Annotated in this window: 15 protein-coding genes; 13 read left to right on the top strand and 2 right to left on the bottom strand. The window is 71.7% G+C overall.

Annotated features, from left to right (window positions below; translation table 11 throughout):
• Positions 1-85: 85 nt before the first annotated feature.
• From ACNAVT_RS09655 to ACNAVT_RS09645, 3 genes are read left to right on the top strand one after another with little or no spacing between them, the layout of a single operon-like run.
• Positions 86-670: an ArsR/SmtB family transcription factor gene (locus ACNAVT_RS09655; protein ID WP_416294836.1), complete on the top strand. Its 585-nt coding sequence runs from the start codon at positions 86-88 to the stop codon at positions 668-670.
• 45 nt (positions 671-715) lie between these two features.
• A complete protein-coding gene (locus ACNAVT_RS09650) occupies positions 716-2,017 on the top strand; it encodes an MFS transporter (RefSeq protein ID WP_416294834.1) in 1,302 nt (433 codons plus the stop codon).
• 33 nt (positions 2,018-2,050) lie between these two features.
• Positions 2,051-2,902: a menaquinone biosynthetic enzyme MqnA/MqnD family protein gene (locus ACNAVT_RS09645; protein ID WP_416294832.1), complete on the top strand. Its 852-nt coding sequence runs from the start codon at positions 2,051-2,053 to the stop codon at positions 2,900-2,902.
• Between the two features lie 70 nt (positions 2,903-2,972).
• Here the strand turns inward: ACNAVT_RS09645 and ACNAVT_RS09640 are convergent, their stop codons facing one another.
• Positions 2,973-3,911, bottom strand: a complete 939-nt coding sequence (locus ACNAVT_RS09640) for a hypothetical protein (RefSeq protein WP_416294830.1) — start codon at positions 3,909-3,911, stop codon at positions 2,973-2,975.
• Positions 3,911-4,867, bottom strand: coding sequence for a hypothetical protein (locus tag ACNAVT_RS09635; RefSeq protein ID WP_416294828.1), 957 nt, complete (start codon positions 4,865-4,867; stop codon positions 3,911-3,913). The genes ACNAVT_RS09640 and ACNAVT_RS09635 overlap by 1 nt, the downstream gene beginning before the upstream one ends.
• Positions 4,868-5,237: 370 nt before the next feature.
• Between ACNAVT_RS09635 and paaA the strand changes: the two genes are divergently transcribed.
• The 10 genes from paaA (at position 5,238) to mpaC (ending at position 15,273) form a co-directional block, all read left to right on the top strand.
• Complete coding sequence (gene paaA / locus ACNAVT_RS09630; RefSeq protein WP_416294826.1) at positions 5,238-6,302, top strand: 1,2-phenylacetyl-CoA epoxidase subunit PaaA; 1,065 nt, start codon at positions 5,238-5,240, stop codon at positions 6,300-6,302.
• On the top strand, positions 6,299-6,619 hold the full coding sequence (paaB, locus tag ACNAVT_RS09625) for a 1,2-phenylacetyl-CoA epoxidase subunit PaaB (protein WP_416294824.1): 321 nt from the start codon (positions 6,299-6,301) through the stop codon (positions 6,617-6,619). Before paaA ends, paaB begins: the two co-directional genes overlap by 4 nt.
• Positions 6,616-7,341, top strand: a complete 726-nt coding sequence (gene paaC, locus ACNAVT_RS09620; RefSeq protein WP_416294822.1) for a 1,2-phenylacetyl-CoA epoxidase subunit PaaC — start codon at positions 6,616-6,618, stop codon at positions 7,339-7,341. Before paaB ends, paaC begins: the two co-directional genes overlap by 4 nt.
• A gap of 55 nt (positions 7,342-7,396) precedes the next feature.
• Entirely contained in the window at positions 7,397-7,873 is a 477-nt protein-coding gene (gene paaD, locus ACNAVT_RS09615) for a 1,2-phenylacetyl-CoA epoxidase subunit PaaD (protein ID WP_416294820.1), read from the top strand.
• Entirely contained in the window at positions 7,870-8,979 is a 1,110-nt protein-coding gene (gene paaE / locus ACNAVT_RS09610; protein WP_416294818.1) for a 1,2-phenylacetyl-CoA epoxidase subunit PaaE, read from the top strand. Before paaD ends, paaE begins: the two co-directional genes overlap by 4 nt.
• Positions 8,980-10,015: 1,036 nt before the next feature.
• Positions 10,016-10,858, top strand: a complete 843-nt coding sequence (locus ACNAVT_RS09605) for an LLM class flavin-dependent oxidoreductase (protein WP_416294817.1) — start codon at positions 10,016-10,018, stop codon at positions 10,856-10,858.
• 20 nt (positions 10,859-10,878) lie between these two features.
• Positions 10,879-11,943, top strand: coding sequence for a daptide biosynthesis RiPP recognition protein (mpaB, locus tag ACNAVT_RS09600; RefSeq protein WP_416294816.1), 1,065 nt, complete (start codon positions 10,879-10,881; stop codon positions 11,941-11,943).
• Complete coding sequence (mpaM, locus tag ACNAVT_RS09595; RefSeq protein ID WP_416294815.1) at positions 11,940-12,755, top strand: daptide-type RiPP biosynthesis methyltransferase; 816 nt, start codon at positions 11,940-11,942, stop codon at positions 12,753-12,755. The genes mpaB and mpaM overlap by 4 nt, the downstream gene beginning before the upstream one ends.
• Complete coding sequence (gene mpaD / locus ACNAVT_RS09590) at positions 12,752-14,035, top strand: daptide-type RiPP biosynthesis aminotransferase (RefSeq protein WP_416294813.1); 1,284 nt, start codon at positions 12,752-12,754, stop codon at positions 14,033-14,035. The genes mpaM and mpaD overlap by 4 nt, the downstream gene beginning before the upstream one ends.
• Positions 14,032-15,273, top strand: coding sequence for a daptide-type RiPP biosynthesis dehydogenase (gene mpaC / locus ACNAVT_RS09585; protein WP_416294811.1), 1,242 nt, complete (start codon positions 14,032-14,034; stop codon positions 15,271-15,273). The genes mpaD and mpaC overlap by 4 nt, the downstream gene beginning before the upstream one ends.
• Positions 15,274-15,307: the final 34 nt, after the last annotated feature.

Here is a 15,307-nt window from a genome sequence, read left to right as displayed (position 1 = left end):
GGCCTGGTCGGTCCGGCGGGAGAAGGGTCGTGTGCCCGGCGCGGGCGCGATGGTGTCCCGCTGCGCCGGGCGGAATCATGGGGACATGAGCGAGCCACGCCCCGAACAGCGCCGGGCGACGATCAGCGACCCGCAGGTGATGCGGGCCCTGGCCCACCCGGCCCGTATGGCGATCATGGAACATCTCGGCACGGTGGAGGGCGGTGCGACCGCCACCGAGTGCGCCGAGATCGCCGGCCTGTCCCCGAGCGCGACCAGCTACCACCTCCGTGAGCTGGCGAAGTTTGGGTTGATCGAGCAGGCCCCCAGCAGGGGCGACGCCCGGGAACGGGTGTGGCAGGCGTTCAGCCCTTCGTACTACGTCGAGTCGGGGCAGCACGCCGATTCCGAGGCCCGCGCCGCCGAGTTGGCCCTGGTCGACGCGCACCTGGCGCGGGACAGCCAGCGCGTCCGGGACTGGATCCGCCGAGCGCCGGACGAGCCGGTCGAGTGGTATCAGGCGACCTGGTTCAGTGACACGTTGCTCCTGCTCACGGCCGAGGAGTTGGCCGGGCTCAACGAAGCGATCCAGAAGCTGATGGAGCCGTACCGGCGGCGACTGCGGGTGGCCGACCCGCCGGCGGGCGCCCGGACCGTCGCCGCGCAGTACCGGGCGCTGCCGCTCGACTGAAGACAGGGGTTGAGCGAACCAGGTGTGAAGGATTATTTTCGAAGTATGTCCTTCACACCTGGTTCGTCGCGCTGGTCCGACGTCTGGCTCGTCACCGCAGCCCGAGGCATCTCCGCCTGCGGGGACTTCCTCGCCGCGAGCGCCCTGACGCTGGCCCTGCAGTCCGCCGGGGCGGGCGGTCTCGCCGTCTCCTGGCTGCTGCTCGCCGCCACCCTGCCGCTGGTGGCGCTCGCCCCGCTGACCGGCCGGCTCGCCGACCGGGTGGACAGCCGTCTGCTGCTCGTGGTCACCGGGTTCGCCCAGGCCGGTATCTGCCTGGCGCTCGCGTACGCCGGGCATCCGGCGCTGGTCATCGCCCTGGTGGCGCTGCTCGCGGCCGGGCTCGCGGTGACCCAGCCGGTGCTCTCCGCGCTGGTGCCCGCCATGGTCCGCGCCGACGACCTGCCCCGGGCCGGCGCGCTCGTCCAGACCGCCGGAACCCTCGGCGCGCTTGCCGGCCCGGCGTTGGCCGGGCTGCTGGTCGGCGGGTTCGGTGCCCGGGTGCCGCTGCTCGTCGACGCCGCAAGCTACCTCGCGCTGGTCGCGGCCGGGCTGCTTATCCGTACCCGCCGGGGTGGCCGGCGCCCGGCGCCGGTGGTCGACGGCGGCCTGACGCCGTCGCCCGCCTGGCGGCTGCGGCGCGACCCGCTGCTGGTCGTGATGGTCGGTAGCCTCGCCGCGGTGATCGCCGCGGTCGGCGCGATCAACGTGATCGAGGTGTTCTTCATCCGGGAGACCCTGCACAGCTCCACCACCGTCTACGGCCTGGTCACCGGCTCCTGGACGGCGGGCATCGTGATCGGCAGCTGGATCTTCGCCCGGATCGCCCGGCGCCTCACCGACGACGGGGCGCTGCTCGGGGCCGGGCTGGCCCTGCTCGGTGGCTGCTGCCTGGCGGTCCTGGCCTCGGCGGCGGTGCCGTCCGCGTGGCTGCTCGTGCCGATCTGGCTGGCCGGCGGGGTGAGCAACGGCGGCGACAACGTCTTCAGCAACCTGCTGCTGGCCCGGCGGGTCCCGGAGGCGGCCCGAGGCCGGGCCTACGCGGCCTTCGGGGCGGCGGTCCAGGGTGCCGGGATGGCCGGCTACCTGGCCGGTGGCCTGCTGCTGGAGGTGGCCGCGCCGCGACCGCTGGTCGCCGGCTGCGGGGTGGTCGGGGTGCTGGTGGTCGCCGCGGCCGCGCTGCCGGTCCGCCGCGCGGTCCGCGCCGCGCGGTTCACCGCCCCCGGGGCCTCTGCCGCGGGCAGCGCCGAAGCCGGGCCGGAGGTCGCGCGCGGTGGGGAGTTGGCCACTTCGGCCCCCTCCCGCTGACCGGTGCCGGCGGGCGGGGCATACGGTCGGGTCATGGCTGACCGCATCGCCCGCCCCCGGGTCGGGCACATCCAGTTCCTCAACTGCCTGCCGATCTACTGGGGGCTGATGCGGTCCGGTGCGCTGATCGACGTCGACCTGCACAAGGACTCGCCGGACCGGCTGAGCGCCGCGCTGGTCGCCGGCGACCTGGACATCGGGCCGATCTCGCACGTGGAATACCTGCGGCACGCCGACGAGCTGGTGCTCCTGCCGGACCTGGCGGTCGGCAGCGACGGCCCGGTGCTCTCGGTCAACGTGGTCTCCACCCGGCCCCTCGCCGAGCTGGACGGGGCCCGGGTCGCGCTCGGCTCGACCTCGCGTACCGGGGTGCTCCTGGCCCAACTGCTGCTCGGCGAGCGTTACGGCGTCCGCCCCGAGTACTTCCGCTGCCCACCGGACCTGACCCAGATGCTCCTCGAGGCCGACGCCGGCGTGCTGATCGGCGACGTGGCGTTGCGGGCGCTCTACGAGGCGCCCCGGCGGGGGCTGGAGGTGACCGACCTCGGGCAGGCCTGGCGGGACTGGACCGGCCTGCCGATGGTATTCGCCGTCTGGGCGGTACGCCGTGACTTCGCCGCCGCCCACCCCGGCCTGGTCAAGGAGGTGCACGAGGCGTTCCTGCGCTCGCGCGACCTCTGCCTGGCCGAGCTGGACCAGGTGGCCGAGGCGGCGGCCCGCTGGGAGCCGTTCGACGCGGCGACGCTGGCGACGTATTTCCGCACCCTCGACTTCTCGCTGGGTGAGCGGCAGGTGGCTGGGCTGCGCGAGTTCGCCCGACGGGCGGCCGCGATGGGCGAGGCACCCGCCCTCCCGGCGAACGGGCCGGAGTTCTTCCGGGGCTGACCGGGCCGGAATGGCGATGTGGCGGCGTCCCGGGTGGGACACCGCCACATCGGCGAGCTGGTGACGAGCGTTACGCGGCGGGGCGGAGCAGCGCCTCGGTGATCCGCTCGCAGTTCTTCATGCCGTAGTCGTAGCCCATGCCGATCGGGTAGCGGACCATCACGCCCATCGTCCAGGTGTCGCCGATGGCCAGGCAGTTGATGTGCATCTCCTGCTCGCGCTGCCGGTCGATCCAGCCGTTCTTGATGGCGATGGTCTTCTGCACCTTGGCCGGGAACGCCTTGCGGATGCCGAAGTCGCCGGCGCCGCGGACCAGCCGCATCTCGTTGAGCAGCCACTTGGTCCACTTCGGTCCGGCGGCGCGGCCGTCGTCGATGCAGAGGCCGAGCCGGGCGGTGTCCCGCGGGGACAGTTCGGTCCGGCTCCAGCCGCCGTCGCTGGCGGCCTTGCTGTCGGTCAGTCCGCACGTCTTGATCAGCCGCTTGATCGACTCCGACCGGCCCACGCTGTTGTAGAACTGCTCGGCGCGGGTGTTGTCGCTGTCCCGGATGATCTTCGTGGCGTCGGCCAGCTTCGCGTCGCTCGGGGTGTCGCCCGCCTCGGCCGTACGCCGCAGGTAGTCGGCGACGATCCAAGACTTGATCAGCGAGGCGGTGGTGCTGGTCTCGGCCATGTTCTTCGAGCCGATGATCTTCCCGGTCCGCTTGTCCAGCACGCTCCAGGAGTACCAGCCCTTGATGTCGAGGCTGTCGAGATCCTGCGCGGTGAACGGCAACGGCTCCAGCGAGGGCGACGGGGAGGGCGACGGCTGGGCGCGGGAGCTACGGTCCGTGGGCGTACCCGTGGACCGGCCGCCCGCCGTGGCCGGGTGCGAGCCGGCCGTGGGGCGCAGCGGAGAGCCGGGCACGAACCGGAGCGAGACGAGCACCAGCCCGACCAGGATCACGGCGACGGCGCTGAACAGGAGCGGGCGCTGGTTGCTGCCCGGGCGGCGTCGGGTGCCGGCCATCAGAGCTTCCCGACCGGCTGCTGCGGCACCTTGAGGGCGGCGCCGGGCTGCGGGGTCACCAGCTGGGTGGCGACGCTGGCGCAGACCTTCGCGCCGTACTCCAGGCCGTTCTTCTGCGGGTAGCGCATCATCACCGCCAGGGTCCAGTCGTCGGTCACCGCGAGACAGTTGACGTGCCACTGGACGTCGGCCCAGAGCATGGTGAAGCCGTTCTTGATGCTGACCGGGCCCTGCTCCTTGATCGAGTCGGGCAGGCCGTCGATGATGCCCCAGCGACCACCCTGGACGGTCTCGCTCTTCTGGTCCTTGACGCCACCGCGGACCTTCGTCATCTCGCTGAGCACGAAGTCGGTCCACTTCTGGCCGGCGGCGGTGCCGTCGCCGATGCAGTCGCCCATCCGCACCGCGTCGCGCGGGGACATCTGGGTGTACGCCCACTTCGCATTGGTGGGTTCGATCTTCGTGTCGGTCAGCTTGCACATCTTGATCAGCCGATCCAGCACCGGCTTGCGCCCGCCGGCGTTGTAGAGCGCCTCGGCGGACTTGTCGTTGCTGTCCCGGATGGCGGTGACGACCTGCTGCTTGCGGGCGGCGCTCAGCGGCTTGTCGCCCAGCTGGCGCAGGTAGTCGGAGACGATCCAGGCCTTGATCATCGACTCGGTCGAGTTGGTCCTGGTCATGTTCGCCGACCCGTTGATCTTGCCGGTCTTCCGGTCCATCAGCGCCCAGGAGAAGAACTCGCCCTTGAAGTTCACCGAGACCGGGCCGTCGGCGAGGGTCGGCGGGGGCGGCGCGGTGGGCGTGGGGGCGGGGACCTGCTCCACGCCTCCGCCGATGCCGCCGAGGCTGGCGAGGGCGTGGCCCCCGGAGAGGCGGGCATAGGCGGCGGGCACCAGCATGACGCCACCGAGGAGGACCGCAACGATGGCGAGCACCAGGATCACGCGATGTCGCATGAGTGGGTGAGCTCCAGATGTCTGGCCGGGGGGACCGGCTATTCCGAATGGGTTCAGCCTGATCGCCGAGGCCCGGGGGAAGTGGCCTTCGTGCCTGTGGCGATCGTCGATAGCCGATCGGTGTGCCGGGCGAAGTCTACTTCCGGGTGGGCCGTAGACCAGAACCCGACGCCTGGTGGCTTGCCACGAACGCGGAATATTCCGCCGCTATGCCGCGCTTAGGAGGATTCACCCTGCGGTTGTGTCCCATGTCACACGCGAAGTCGGCTCGGGGCCTTCTCACTGGAAGCGGTCACCGGGGACGGGAGGTGCGGCGGGATTCCTGTTACACCCTCTGGTGTCATCGGTCGCGAGCTGTAACACTGGCCTCATGTATGGCAACGACTTCGCCCCGCCCGAGGACGGTCCGGGCGGTGGCCTGCTCGGCGAGGTGGAGGCGGCGGAGGCGGCCCTGCGGGAGGCGGCGGCCAAGGCCCGACGCGGCGGCCCCGCCCCGGACGGCGACCTCGAGGCGTACTTCGCGGACGTGATCGCCGCCGATCAGAAGATCGAGCCGCGCGACTGGATGCCGGAGGCGTACCGGAAGACCCTGATCCGGCAGATCGCCCAGCACGCGCACTCCGAGATCATCGGGATGCAGCCGGAGGGGAACTGGATCAGCCGGGCACCCTCGCTGAAGCGCAAGGCGATCCTGCTGGCCAAGGTGCAGGACGAGGCCGGCCACGGCCTCTACCTCTACGCCGCGGCCGAGACCCTGGGGATCAGCCGCGACGAGCTGGTGGAGCTGCTGCTCAACGGGCGGCAGAAGTACAGCTCGATCTTCAACTACCCGACGCTGACCTGGGCGGACGTGGGCGCGATCGGCTGGCTGGTCGACGGCGCGGCGATCGTCAACCAGGTGCCGCTGTGCCGCTGCTCCTACGGCCCGTACGCCCGGGCGATGATCCGGGTCTGCAAGGAGGAGTCGTTCCACCAGCGGCAGGGGTACGAGATCCTGCACACCCTGGCCCACGGCACCCCGGGCCAGAAGGCGATGGCCCAGGACGCGGTGGACCGCTGGTGGTATCCGTCGCTGGCGATGTTCGGCCCGCCGGACACCGACTCGACCCACTCAGCGCAGTCGATGGCCTGGAAGATCAAGCGCTTCTCCAACGACGACCTGCGCCAGCGCTTCGTCGACATGTGCGTGCAGCAGGCAGAGATCCTCGGGCTCACCCTGCCCGACCCCGACCTGCGCTGGAACGACGAGCGGCAGGCGTACGACTACAGCCAGCCCGACTACGACGAGCTGATGCGGGTGATCAAGGGCGACGGGCCCTGTAACCGGCAGCGGATTGCCCACCGCCGTCGCGCCCACGACGAGGGTGCCTGGGTACGCGAGGCCGCCACGGCGTACGCCGCCAAGCGGATGAACAAGGAGAAGGTGGCGGCGTGAGCGAGCGTAGCGAGCGAACCGATCGGCTCAGCGGGAGCGATCCTTCGCCTCTGTGGGAGGTCTTCGTGCGGGCCCGGCGCGGCCTGTCGCACACCCACGTCGGGAGCCTGCACGCGCCCGACGCCGAGTTGGCCCTGCGCAACGCGCGGGATCTCTACACTCGCCGCCAGGAGGGCGTCTCCATCTGGGTGGTGCCGGCGAGTGCGATCACCGCGTCCAGCCCGGACGAGAAGGACGCCTTCTTCGACCCGGCGGCCGACAAGGTCTACCGCCACCCCACCTTCTACGAGGTGCCGGACGGGGTGGCCCACCTGTGAGCAAGTTGTTCGACTTCACCCTCGCCCTCGGCGACGACGCGCTGATCGCGGCGCAGCGGCTCGGCGAGTGGACCTCCCGCGCGCCGGAGATGGAGGAGGACATCGCGCTGGCGAACATCGCCCTCGACCAGCTCGGCGCGGCCCGCCTCCTGCTGACCTACGCGGGTGAGCTGGAGGGCGCCGGCCGGGACGAGGACGCGCTTGCGTACCTGCGCGGCGACCGGGAGTTCCGCAACTGTCTCCTGGTCGAGCTGCCCAACGGTGACTTCGCGGTCACGATGGCGAAGCTGTTCTCCCTGGCCGCGTACCAGCTGCCGCTCTACACCGCGCTGGCCGGATGCGCCGACGAGCGGCTCGCCGCGATCGGTGCGAAGGCGCGCAAGGAGTCGGCGTACCACCTGGACCACGCCTCGCTCTGGGTGAAGCGGCTCGGCGACGGCACCGAGGAGTCGCACCGCCGGATGCAGGAGGCGGTCGACCGGGTGTGGCCGTACACCCACGAGCTGTTCGCGGCGGACCCGGCGGCGCCGGTCGACCCGGCCACCCTGCGGGCCGACTTCGACGCCGTCGTGTCAGCGGTGCTGGACGAGGCGACGCTGACCAGGCCGGCCAACGGCTGGACGCCGGGCGGCGGCCGGGAAGGCGTGCACACCGAAGACCTCTCGTACCTGCTGGCCGAGATGCAGGTGCTGCACCGCGCCCACCCGGGGGCGCAGTGGTGAGCGCGAGGAGTGCAGCGAAGCGGAGCCCCGCAGTCGTGAACGAAAGGTGGCACTGGTGAGGTCGGCACGGGAGGCCGCGGCGGCGGTGGTGGACCCGGAGATCCGGGTGATCACCATCGACGAGCTGGGCATCCTGCGGTCGGTCGACGCCGACCCGGCCACCGGGCGGGTCGTCGTCACCATCACCCCCACCTACACCGGCTGCCCGGCGATGGACGTGATCCGGTCGGACATCCGCCGGGCGCTCGCCGCCGCCGGCCACCCCGACGCCGAGGTTCGCACCGTCTACGCCCCCGCGTGGAGCACCGACTGGATCTCGGAGAGCGGCCGCGCCAAGCTCGCCGCCGCCGGCATCGCCCCGCCCGCGCCGGCCCGGGCCGGGAACGTCGTGCCGCTGACCCTGGCCGTCCGCTGCCCGCGCTGCGGCTCCCCGGACACCGAACAGGTCAGCCGCTTCGGTTCCACCGCGTGCAAGGCCCTGTGGCGCTGCCGTTCCTGCTCCGAACCCTTTGACCATCTGAAGGCGCTGTGACTGTCACCATCACCCGACCGGTCCGTCGCCGGCCGGTCTTCCACCCGCTGCCGGTCGCCGCTGTCGACCGGCTCACCGACGACGCCGTGGCGATCACCTTCGCCGTACCCGAGGAGCTGCGGGAGGCCTTCGCGTTCTCCGCCGGCCAGCACCTCACCGTGCGGCGTACCGGGGACGGCGGGGAGGACGTGCGGCGGTCGTACTCGATCTGCTCGACCCCGGACGACCTGGCGCGGCACGGCCGGCTCCGGATCGGGGTGCGGGAGATCCCCGAGGGCGCGTTCTCCGCGTACGCCTGTAGCGCGCTGCGCGGCGGCGACATTGTCGAGGTGCTGCCTCCGCTCGGGCACTTCACCACGGCGTTCGCGCCGGACCGGGTCCGGCACTACGGCGCGGTGGTCGCCGGTTCCGGCATCACCCCGGTGCTCTCGCTGGTCGCGACCGCGCTGGCCGTCGAGCCGGCCAGCACCTTCACCCTGGTGTACGGCAACCGCACGGCGAACTCGGTGATGTTCGCCGAGGAACTGGCCGACCTGAAGGACCGGTGGCCCACCCGGCTGCACCTGGTGCACGTGCTCTCCCGGGAGCAGGGCGAGTCGCCGCTGCTGTCCGGGCGGATCGACGCCGACCGGCTGATCCGGTTGCTGGACACCATCGTCCCCGGGGACGCCATCGAGGAGTGGTTCCTCTGCGGCCCGTACGGGATGGTGGTGGACGTCAAGGCGGTGCTGGCCGCCCGCGGGCTGCCGGAGTCGGCGGTGCACACCGAACTGTTCCACGTCGACGCTCCACCCGAGCCGGTCCGTCGTCCCTCCGACGAGCCCGGCGCCGGCGCCGAGGTGACGATCGTGCTGGACGGTCGTTCGTCGAGCTTCACCATGGGCCGGGACGAGCGGGTGCTGGACGCGGCGCTCAAGGTTCGCGGCGAGCTGCCGTACGCCTGCAAGGGCGGCGTGTGCTCGACCTGCAAGGCCAAGGTGGTCTCCGGCGAGGTGACGATGGCCCGCAACTACGCGCTGGAGCCGGACGAGGTGGCGGCCGGGTACGTCCTCACCTGCCAGTCCAGCCCGGTGACCGACACCCTCACCGTCGACTACGACGCGTGAGACCGCCCGCCGCGCTGGCGCCCGTCAAAGTCGCGAAATTCTGCAACTGATTAGCGGCGGGTTGGCAGCTGGTTTGGCGCCGTTCATCTGCTCCACCGCGGACACCTGACGCCGCAATTGGCGCTGGTCGACGGATCCGGGGCTACGGGCGCGTGCGCCCAATTGCGGCGGGAACCCGTACGAGCCGACCCTGGTCGCGCGGCTGTTGTCGAGCATCGGCAATACCCGCAGTGTCAAGAACTGCCGCTCCGGGCGGTGGAGGGATTCCACGAAATCCCCGCAGTCGCCGTTCCCCGGGCGGGACTGGTCCACTCCTTGAAGGAAGGGCCGTTACGCAGCCCCTTCTCCGCTTGGCCTTCGGTGTTCTCGCGGCGCGGGTCTGAGCGGCTCCGGTCGCGCGAGCCACGTGTGTCGGCCCCGGGTGTTCTGGGCGCGGCAGCGGTGTGGGCGGTCCACCAGCCGGGCGGACTCGCTAGGTTTACATTTCCGTTATCTTTCGCCGCGACCCGGATTTGGGGGGCGATTTACCCCCGCCTTGACCGATTTGCCGCTTAGTGTTTTGCCTGTGTAACCCCCCTCGGATGTGACGCAGGGCACAGACATCGCCCCACCGCACTGAGCCCGTGACTCGCCGTACTTGGCCCATGATCAGGCCTTTGTGCTGCCCAGGCGATCAGCCGGGCGTCGTGGACGGTCTCGGCGGCCCGTGCCGCGAGTAACCGACTGGCCGCTCGAGCCGGCGCGATGGCGCCCTGACGCCGGTCGGGGCAAGAGGTTGACAGCCGTCACTGCCGCAAATATGGTCTCGGCCAATCGCAAGTGACAGTTCAACTCCGAAAGCGCGCCGAATCGTTCGGCACGCCATCCTGGGGACGGGGGAATGGCATTGCGACAGGAATTGAGCGGGCCACGCCCGGCACCGAAACTGTCGGTGCTCATTCCTTTTGTGGCGCGCCGCCCGGAGCAGATTCTCCCCTTTGCGGGTCTGGTCAATTGGACCTCTGCCGCACGGCTGTGGCAGGGCCAGTCGCTTGTCATGGAACCCCACCACGGTTTCGTAGCGGCGGCCGGAGCCGGATTCCGGGTCCCGACGGGGATCGGCGTCTCGCTGATGCCGCTGCGCCACCCGTACGAGGCGGCGATGCAGGCGCGATCGGTCGCCCTGGCGACCGGCCACCCCGTCGTCGCCGGATTCGGACCGGGTTCGCGCGACTTCCAGACCAACATCATGGGTGCGCCGTACGACAGCCCACTGACCACCGCGCGGACCTATGTCCAGGTGGTGCGCCGCCTGCTCGACGGCGAGGTGGTCCGGCTCGACGGGCCGGAGCTCCGGCTCAACGCGCAGCTCGCACCAGCCGCCGCCGCGCCGGTGGAGGTGGGGCTCGGCGTGCTGAGGCCGAAGATGGCGATGGTCGCCGGCGAGGTCGCCGACGTCGCGATCACCTGGCTGACCCCGCCCTCGTACATCCGCGACGTGCTGGCGCCGGCGCTGCGTGCTGGCGCGGCGAAGGCCGGACGGACCGCCCCTCCCCGGATCGCGGCCATGGTTCCCGTGGGAATCGACCGGGAGGACGTGCCCGCGGAGACGCTCGCGCTGGCCAGCAACGCCGCGCACCTGCAGGCGCCGCACTATCTCGACATGCTGCGGCAGGCGGGCATTCCACTCGCAGGCCGCGACCTCCAGTCGGCCGCCCGCGCCGTGGTCGAGGCCAACGCCTTCGTCCGCGGCGACCTCGACACGGTCGTCAAGCGGCTGGCCGAGTACGGCGAGGCGGGCGTCGACGAGATCGTCCTCAACCTGACCGGGGTCCACAAGGCGTGCGGCCCACAAGCGGCCTTCAGCGACCTGAAGACCATCCTCGGCGTGTGGGCATAGCGGGCAAGGGAGACGCAGCAATGGACCGGGCGGAACTCAGGCGAGTCAAGCAGAACATCATGTCGTGGGGCACCGGGAACCAGCCGCCGAGCAGTTGGCCGGCCGAGGCCGCCGCGACCATCAGCCTCGCCGACCGGACCCATCTCGCGGACGTCATCGGCACCGGCCTCGCCGGCGACGGGACGATCATCCTGGCGACCGGAGACCACGACGCGTCCCGCGGAGTTGTCGGGATCGACGGCTCGTTGGCCGAGCCCGGTACCGAACTCTCCGTCGACAGCGACTTCTTCCTGCAGACCCAGGACTACGCGAGCAGCAGGTTCATGTCGATCCTCGGCCCGACCCTGATCCGGATCGGTGACCTCGACGACGACTTCGAGGCCTTCCTCGCGGACGTGGACCAGGCGGTCAGCGAGGGAGTGTTCCCCGAGTTCGCCATCGCGCCGGCCGTCCGCATCGCCGACGTGCCGGCGCTCGGCGCGGCCTCCCCGCTGGACGGTCCGGGCCTGCGCCTGCACGTCGATCGCGACGGCGCGATCTCGACGGCGCCGGGCGGCAGTGCCCTGGGACATCTGGGGACCGGGCTCGCCGACCTGGTCGCCGCCTGGGAGAAGGCGAACGCGGCCAGTGAGCTGCCGTGTGCGGTGTGCCTCGGTGCGGTTCTTCCCGAGGCCGAGCGCACCGCCCGGCTGGGTGAGCGGCCGTCCGTCGCCCGGTACTTCACCGCGCTCGACGCGCTGCGCACCTTGACCGTCAACGACATCGCCGGCCTGCGGGTCTCCGGCTTCGGTGGCCGCATCACCGCCGGCCTGGCCGACGACGACCCGGCGGAGGATGTCGTCGACCCCACCCTCCCGCTGCTGATGTGGACGGCCGACCGGGGCTATGTCTACGAGCCGGACCGGAGACGGGTGTTCACGGTCGACCACACCGCGGCGCAGGCCGTCGAGTGCCTGCTCGCCACTGGATCGCCGGAGCTCGCCGCGCGTCACCTGCCGGGATCGACGGTGACCCAGGTGAACGAGTTCTTCACCGGGGCCGGGGTGGCGCTGACTCCCGCTCAGCCGAAGGTGGGGGCACGATGATGGCCACGCAGAGCAGCGCCCTACTCCCACCGGGCCGTGCCGGAGCCCGGGTCGACGAGTTCGGCGAGCGGGCGCGCCTGTGCGGGATCTACGACCGCGACGGCGCGCCGGTGTACCACGACCTCTCGGTCGGCGACGCGCACGAGATCCAGGAAATCGTCCGCGCGGTGCGGGCGATCCCGGGACAGGTGCTCGATCTTGCCGCCGGCTCAGGGCGGCTGACGCTGCCCCTGCTCGCGCTCGGCCGCGAGGTGACCGCCCTCGACCTTTCCCAGGACATGCTCGACCTGCTCGCCGGCCGGCTCGAGGAGGCACCCGCCCGGCTGCGCCGGCGGTGCACCCTCGTCACCGCGGACATGTCGAGGTTCCAGCTGGAACGTCAGTTCGCCCACGTGGTCCTGGGCACGGTCTCGATCTCGCTGCTGGACGCGGACGCCCGGCCGGGCCTCTACCGATCGGTCCGGTCGCATCTGCTCCCCGGCGGCCAGTTCCTGCTGTCGACCCTTGACCGGGGCGCGGCCTCCGGCGATTCCGACGAGACGGTGCTGCGGGTGACCGGCGCCAGTGGAACGCCGTACGACCTGCACGAGTACTGGCCGAGCGGCGCCTCGTCCCGCACCGTCACGATCCTTCCCGCCGACCCGCCGCCCGGCCCGGTGCCGGTCTGCACGGGTCAGGTCGGGACGGTCGGTGCCGCCCTCGCCGAGCACGAGCTCAGCGAGGCCGGCTTCGAGGTGCTCGACCGGACCGAGCTCACCGGAGGCGGGGACCGGCACCTCGTCACGCTGCTCAGGGCGGTGATGAAGCGATGACCCGGCTCGACACGTCCCTCTGGCCCTACCTGCTCGCCCCTAGCGCGCAGGGTGACGACAGCCTCTGCGCCGTAGCGGCGCACGGCCACCGGATCACCTTCGCCGACCGGCGTGAACTCCTCGACGGCGCCAGCGGCATCTGGAACACCAACCTCGGCTACGGCAACGCAGCGATCGCCGAGGCCATCGCCCGGGCCGCGCGGGACGCCTCCTTCCTGAGCTCCTTCCGGTACGAGAACTCCTACGCGCGTCAAGCTGCGGAGGATCTCGTTCAGGCGTGCGGCGCCGAGCACTACTCGCGGGTGCTCTTCTCCAGCTCCGGCGGTGCCGCCAACGACGTGGCCATGAAGCTGGTGCGGCACTACCACGCGCTCGCCGGCGACCCGCGCCGCAACCTGATCGTGGGCCTGCGGGGCAGTTTCCACGGCCTGACCTTCGGCGGATTCGCGCTCACCGGCGAGGATCTCGGGCAGCGCGTCTACGGGGTGGATCAGCGCCTCATCCGGCACGTGACCCCGAACGACGTCACCGAGCTGCGCGCCCTCGTGTCCCGCAGCGGCGCGCAGATCGCCGCCGTCGTCGTCGAACCGGTACTCGGGTCCGGGGCGGTGCCGCTGACCGAGGATTACATCGCCGAGCTGGCGCGCCTCCGGAAGGAGAGCGGCTACCTCCTGGTGGCCGACGAGGTGGCGACCGGGTTCGGCCGGACCGGGCTCTTCTTCGCCTCGCAGGCGTGGGCTGAGCAGCCGGACGTGCTCATCACCTCCAAGGGTCTCACCAACGGAACCTGCCCCGCCTCGGCGATCGTGGTCTCGCGGGCCGTCGTGGACGCCTTCGCGGCCGAGGACGCCGTCCTGGCGCACGCCGAGACGCAGGGAGGCAGCTCGATTCCGTGCGCCGCGATCAGTGCGACCATCGCCGAGATGCACCGGCTTGACGCGGTCGTCGCCGCGCAGTCGCTGGCCCCGCGGCTCACGGCCGCCATGGACGCCCTGGTCGACCGGCATCCCCAGGTGGTCGGCACCCGCGGGGCCGGGTGTTTCCGATCGCTCCAGATCGTGAACCAGGCCGGGGAACCGTTGACGCCGGCCGAGGTCGCCGGTCTGGTCGCGGCCATCCGGCGCTGCGGCGCCATCGCGCACCCGGGGGTGGGCGGGATCCAGCTTGTCCCCGCCCTCACCTACTCCCAGGCGGAGCTGGACGAGCTGATGGCGTGCGTGGAAGAGGGCCTCGCGTCCCTGGTCGCCACGGGATCCGCCGGTCAGGGAGGCGCGCAGTGAAGCCGACCATGACGCTGCCTCCCCCGCCGATGAGAGGCGTGCCCGAACTCGGCGGCTGGCTCCGCCGCAACCGGGTCGCGGCGGTGACCGTGCTGGCGGACCCGGCCGTGGTGGACCAGCCGATCACGGCCGCGGTGCGAGCCCAGGCCGCGAGCGTCGGATCCGCCCCTCGGCTGATCGAGGGAACCGGGCACGGGAATCTCGACGAGATACGGGCCCTCGCGGACCGGCTCGCCGAGCACGAGATCGTCCTCGGCGTCGGCGGGGGGACCATCCTCGACCTGGCCAAGCTCGCGGTGCTGACCGCGACCCGGCCCGAGGGCTGGCAACGGATCACCGCGCCGCAGCGCAGCGGCATGGTCGCCCTGCCGCCCCATCTCGGTAATTCGGTACGCGTGGTGGCGGTGCCGACGACGCTGGGCACGGGCAGCGAGCTGGGCACGGTCGCCTGCTTCGAGCAGGCCGGCGCCAAGCGGCTCGTCACCGGTCCGTGCCTGCGGCCGATGGCTGCGGTGTGGGACGCGGCGGCCACCGCCACGTTGCCGGTGGACCACGTCGCCGACGGCGTGCTGGAGGCGCTGTTCCGCACCGTCAGCGCGTACGTCGGTGATCCCACCACCCTTCCCGAGCAGGACGCGCTGGTCGAGGAGCTCGCCGGGCGGTTGATCCGGCTGGGCGACGCGGTCGCCGACCGCCGGCGGATCGGGGCGCCGATCGACGCCGACCTACGGCTGCGGATCGCCGAATGCAGCGGCGAGAGCCAGATCGGCCTGATCAACGCCGGGCGCAGCCCGTACGCGGTGAAGGGCTGGCCGATCGCCAACGAGCTGTCCACCACGCTGGGCCTGCCGAAGATGCGTGCGGTTGCCGCCGTCTGGCCCGTCCTGTGGCGGCGGATCGACGACGGCGACAGCCGGCTGGGCGACGCCGGTCGCCTGCGCCGCCTGTGGGCGGAGCTACGCCGCCGGGTGCCGCGGCTGGCCCCTGAGCCCTCGGCCGGACTCGTCGGCCTCATCGACGAGTGGGACATCCGCCGGCACGTCCGGGCGACCCCGGACGCCATCGACACCGCCGTTACCCGAGCCATGCGCGCCTGGGGAGCGGGGCTTCCGATGCTCGGCGGAATGACCGCGGCCGACCTGCGGGAGTTGCTCGCCGAAGCGACAGAGCCGCCGGACCCACCAAGGGCGTCCGCGGCGCCACAGTCGTCACGTCAGGGAGTTGCACTCCTTACGTGATTGCAAATAACGGTCCTACTGCCGCCGAAGGGAG

This window comes from Micromonospora sp. SL4-19 (assembly GCF_047921475.1).
Lineage (GTDB): Bacteria > Actinomycetota > Actinomycetes > Mycobacteriales > Micromonosporaceae > Micromonospora.
The sequence above is the reverse complement of the archived record's forward strand: the minus strand, read 5'-3'. Positions and strand labels throughout refer to the sequence as shown.

Bases quoted from the DNA above. Each gene is read 5' to 3' on its own strand.
- mpaD (WP_416294813.1), top strand. From the start codon at position 12,752: ATGACCCGGCTCGACACGTCCCTCTGGCCCTACCTGCTCGCCCCTAGC.
- mpaM (WP_416294815.1), top strand. From the start codon at position 11,940: ATGATGGCCACGCAGAGCAGCGCCCTACTCCCACCGGGCCGTGCCGGA.
- ACNAVT_RS09635 (WP_416294828.1), bottom strand. From the start codon at position 4,867: ATGCGACATCGCGTGATCCTGGTGCTCGCCATCGTTGCGGTCCTCCTC.
- ACNAVT_RS09605 (WP_416294817.1), top strand. From the start codon at position 10,016: ATGGAACCCCACCACGGTTTCGTAGCGGCGGCCGGAGCCGGATTCCGG.
- ACNAVT_RS09640 (WP_416294830.1), bottom strand. From the start codon at position 3,911: ATGGCCGGCACCCGACGCCGCCCGGGCAGCAACCAGCGCCCGCTCCTG.
- paaA (WP_416294826.1), top strand. From the start codon at position 5,238: ATGTATGGCAACGACTTCGCCCCGCCCGAGGACGGTCCGGGCGGTGGC.
- ACNAVT_RS09650 (WP_416294834.1), top strand. From the start codon at position 716: ATGTCCTTCACACCTGGTTCGTCGCGCTGGTCCGACGTCTGGCTCGTC.
- ACNAVT_RS09655 (WP_416294836.1), top strand. From the start codon at position 86: ATGAGCGAGCCACGCCCCGAACAGCGCCGGGCGACGATCAGCGACCCG.
- ACNAVT_RS09645 (WP_416294832.1), top strand. From the start codon at position 2,051: ATGGCTGACCGCATCGCCCGCCCCCGGGTCGGGCACATCCAGTTCCTC.
- mpaB (WP_416294816.1), top strand. From the start codon at position 10,879: ATGGACCGGGCGGAACTCAGGCGAGTCAAGCAGAACATCATGTCGTGG.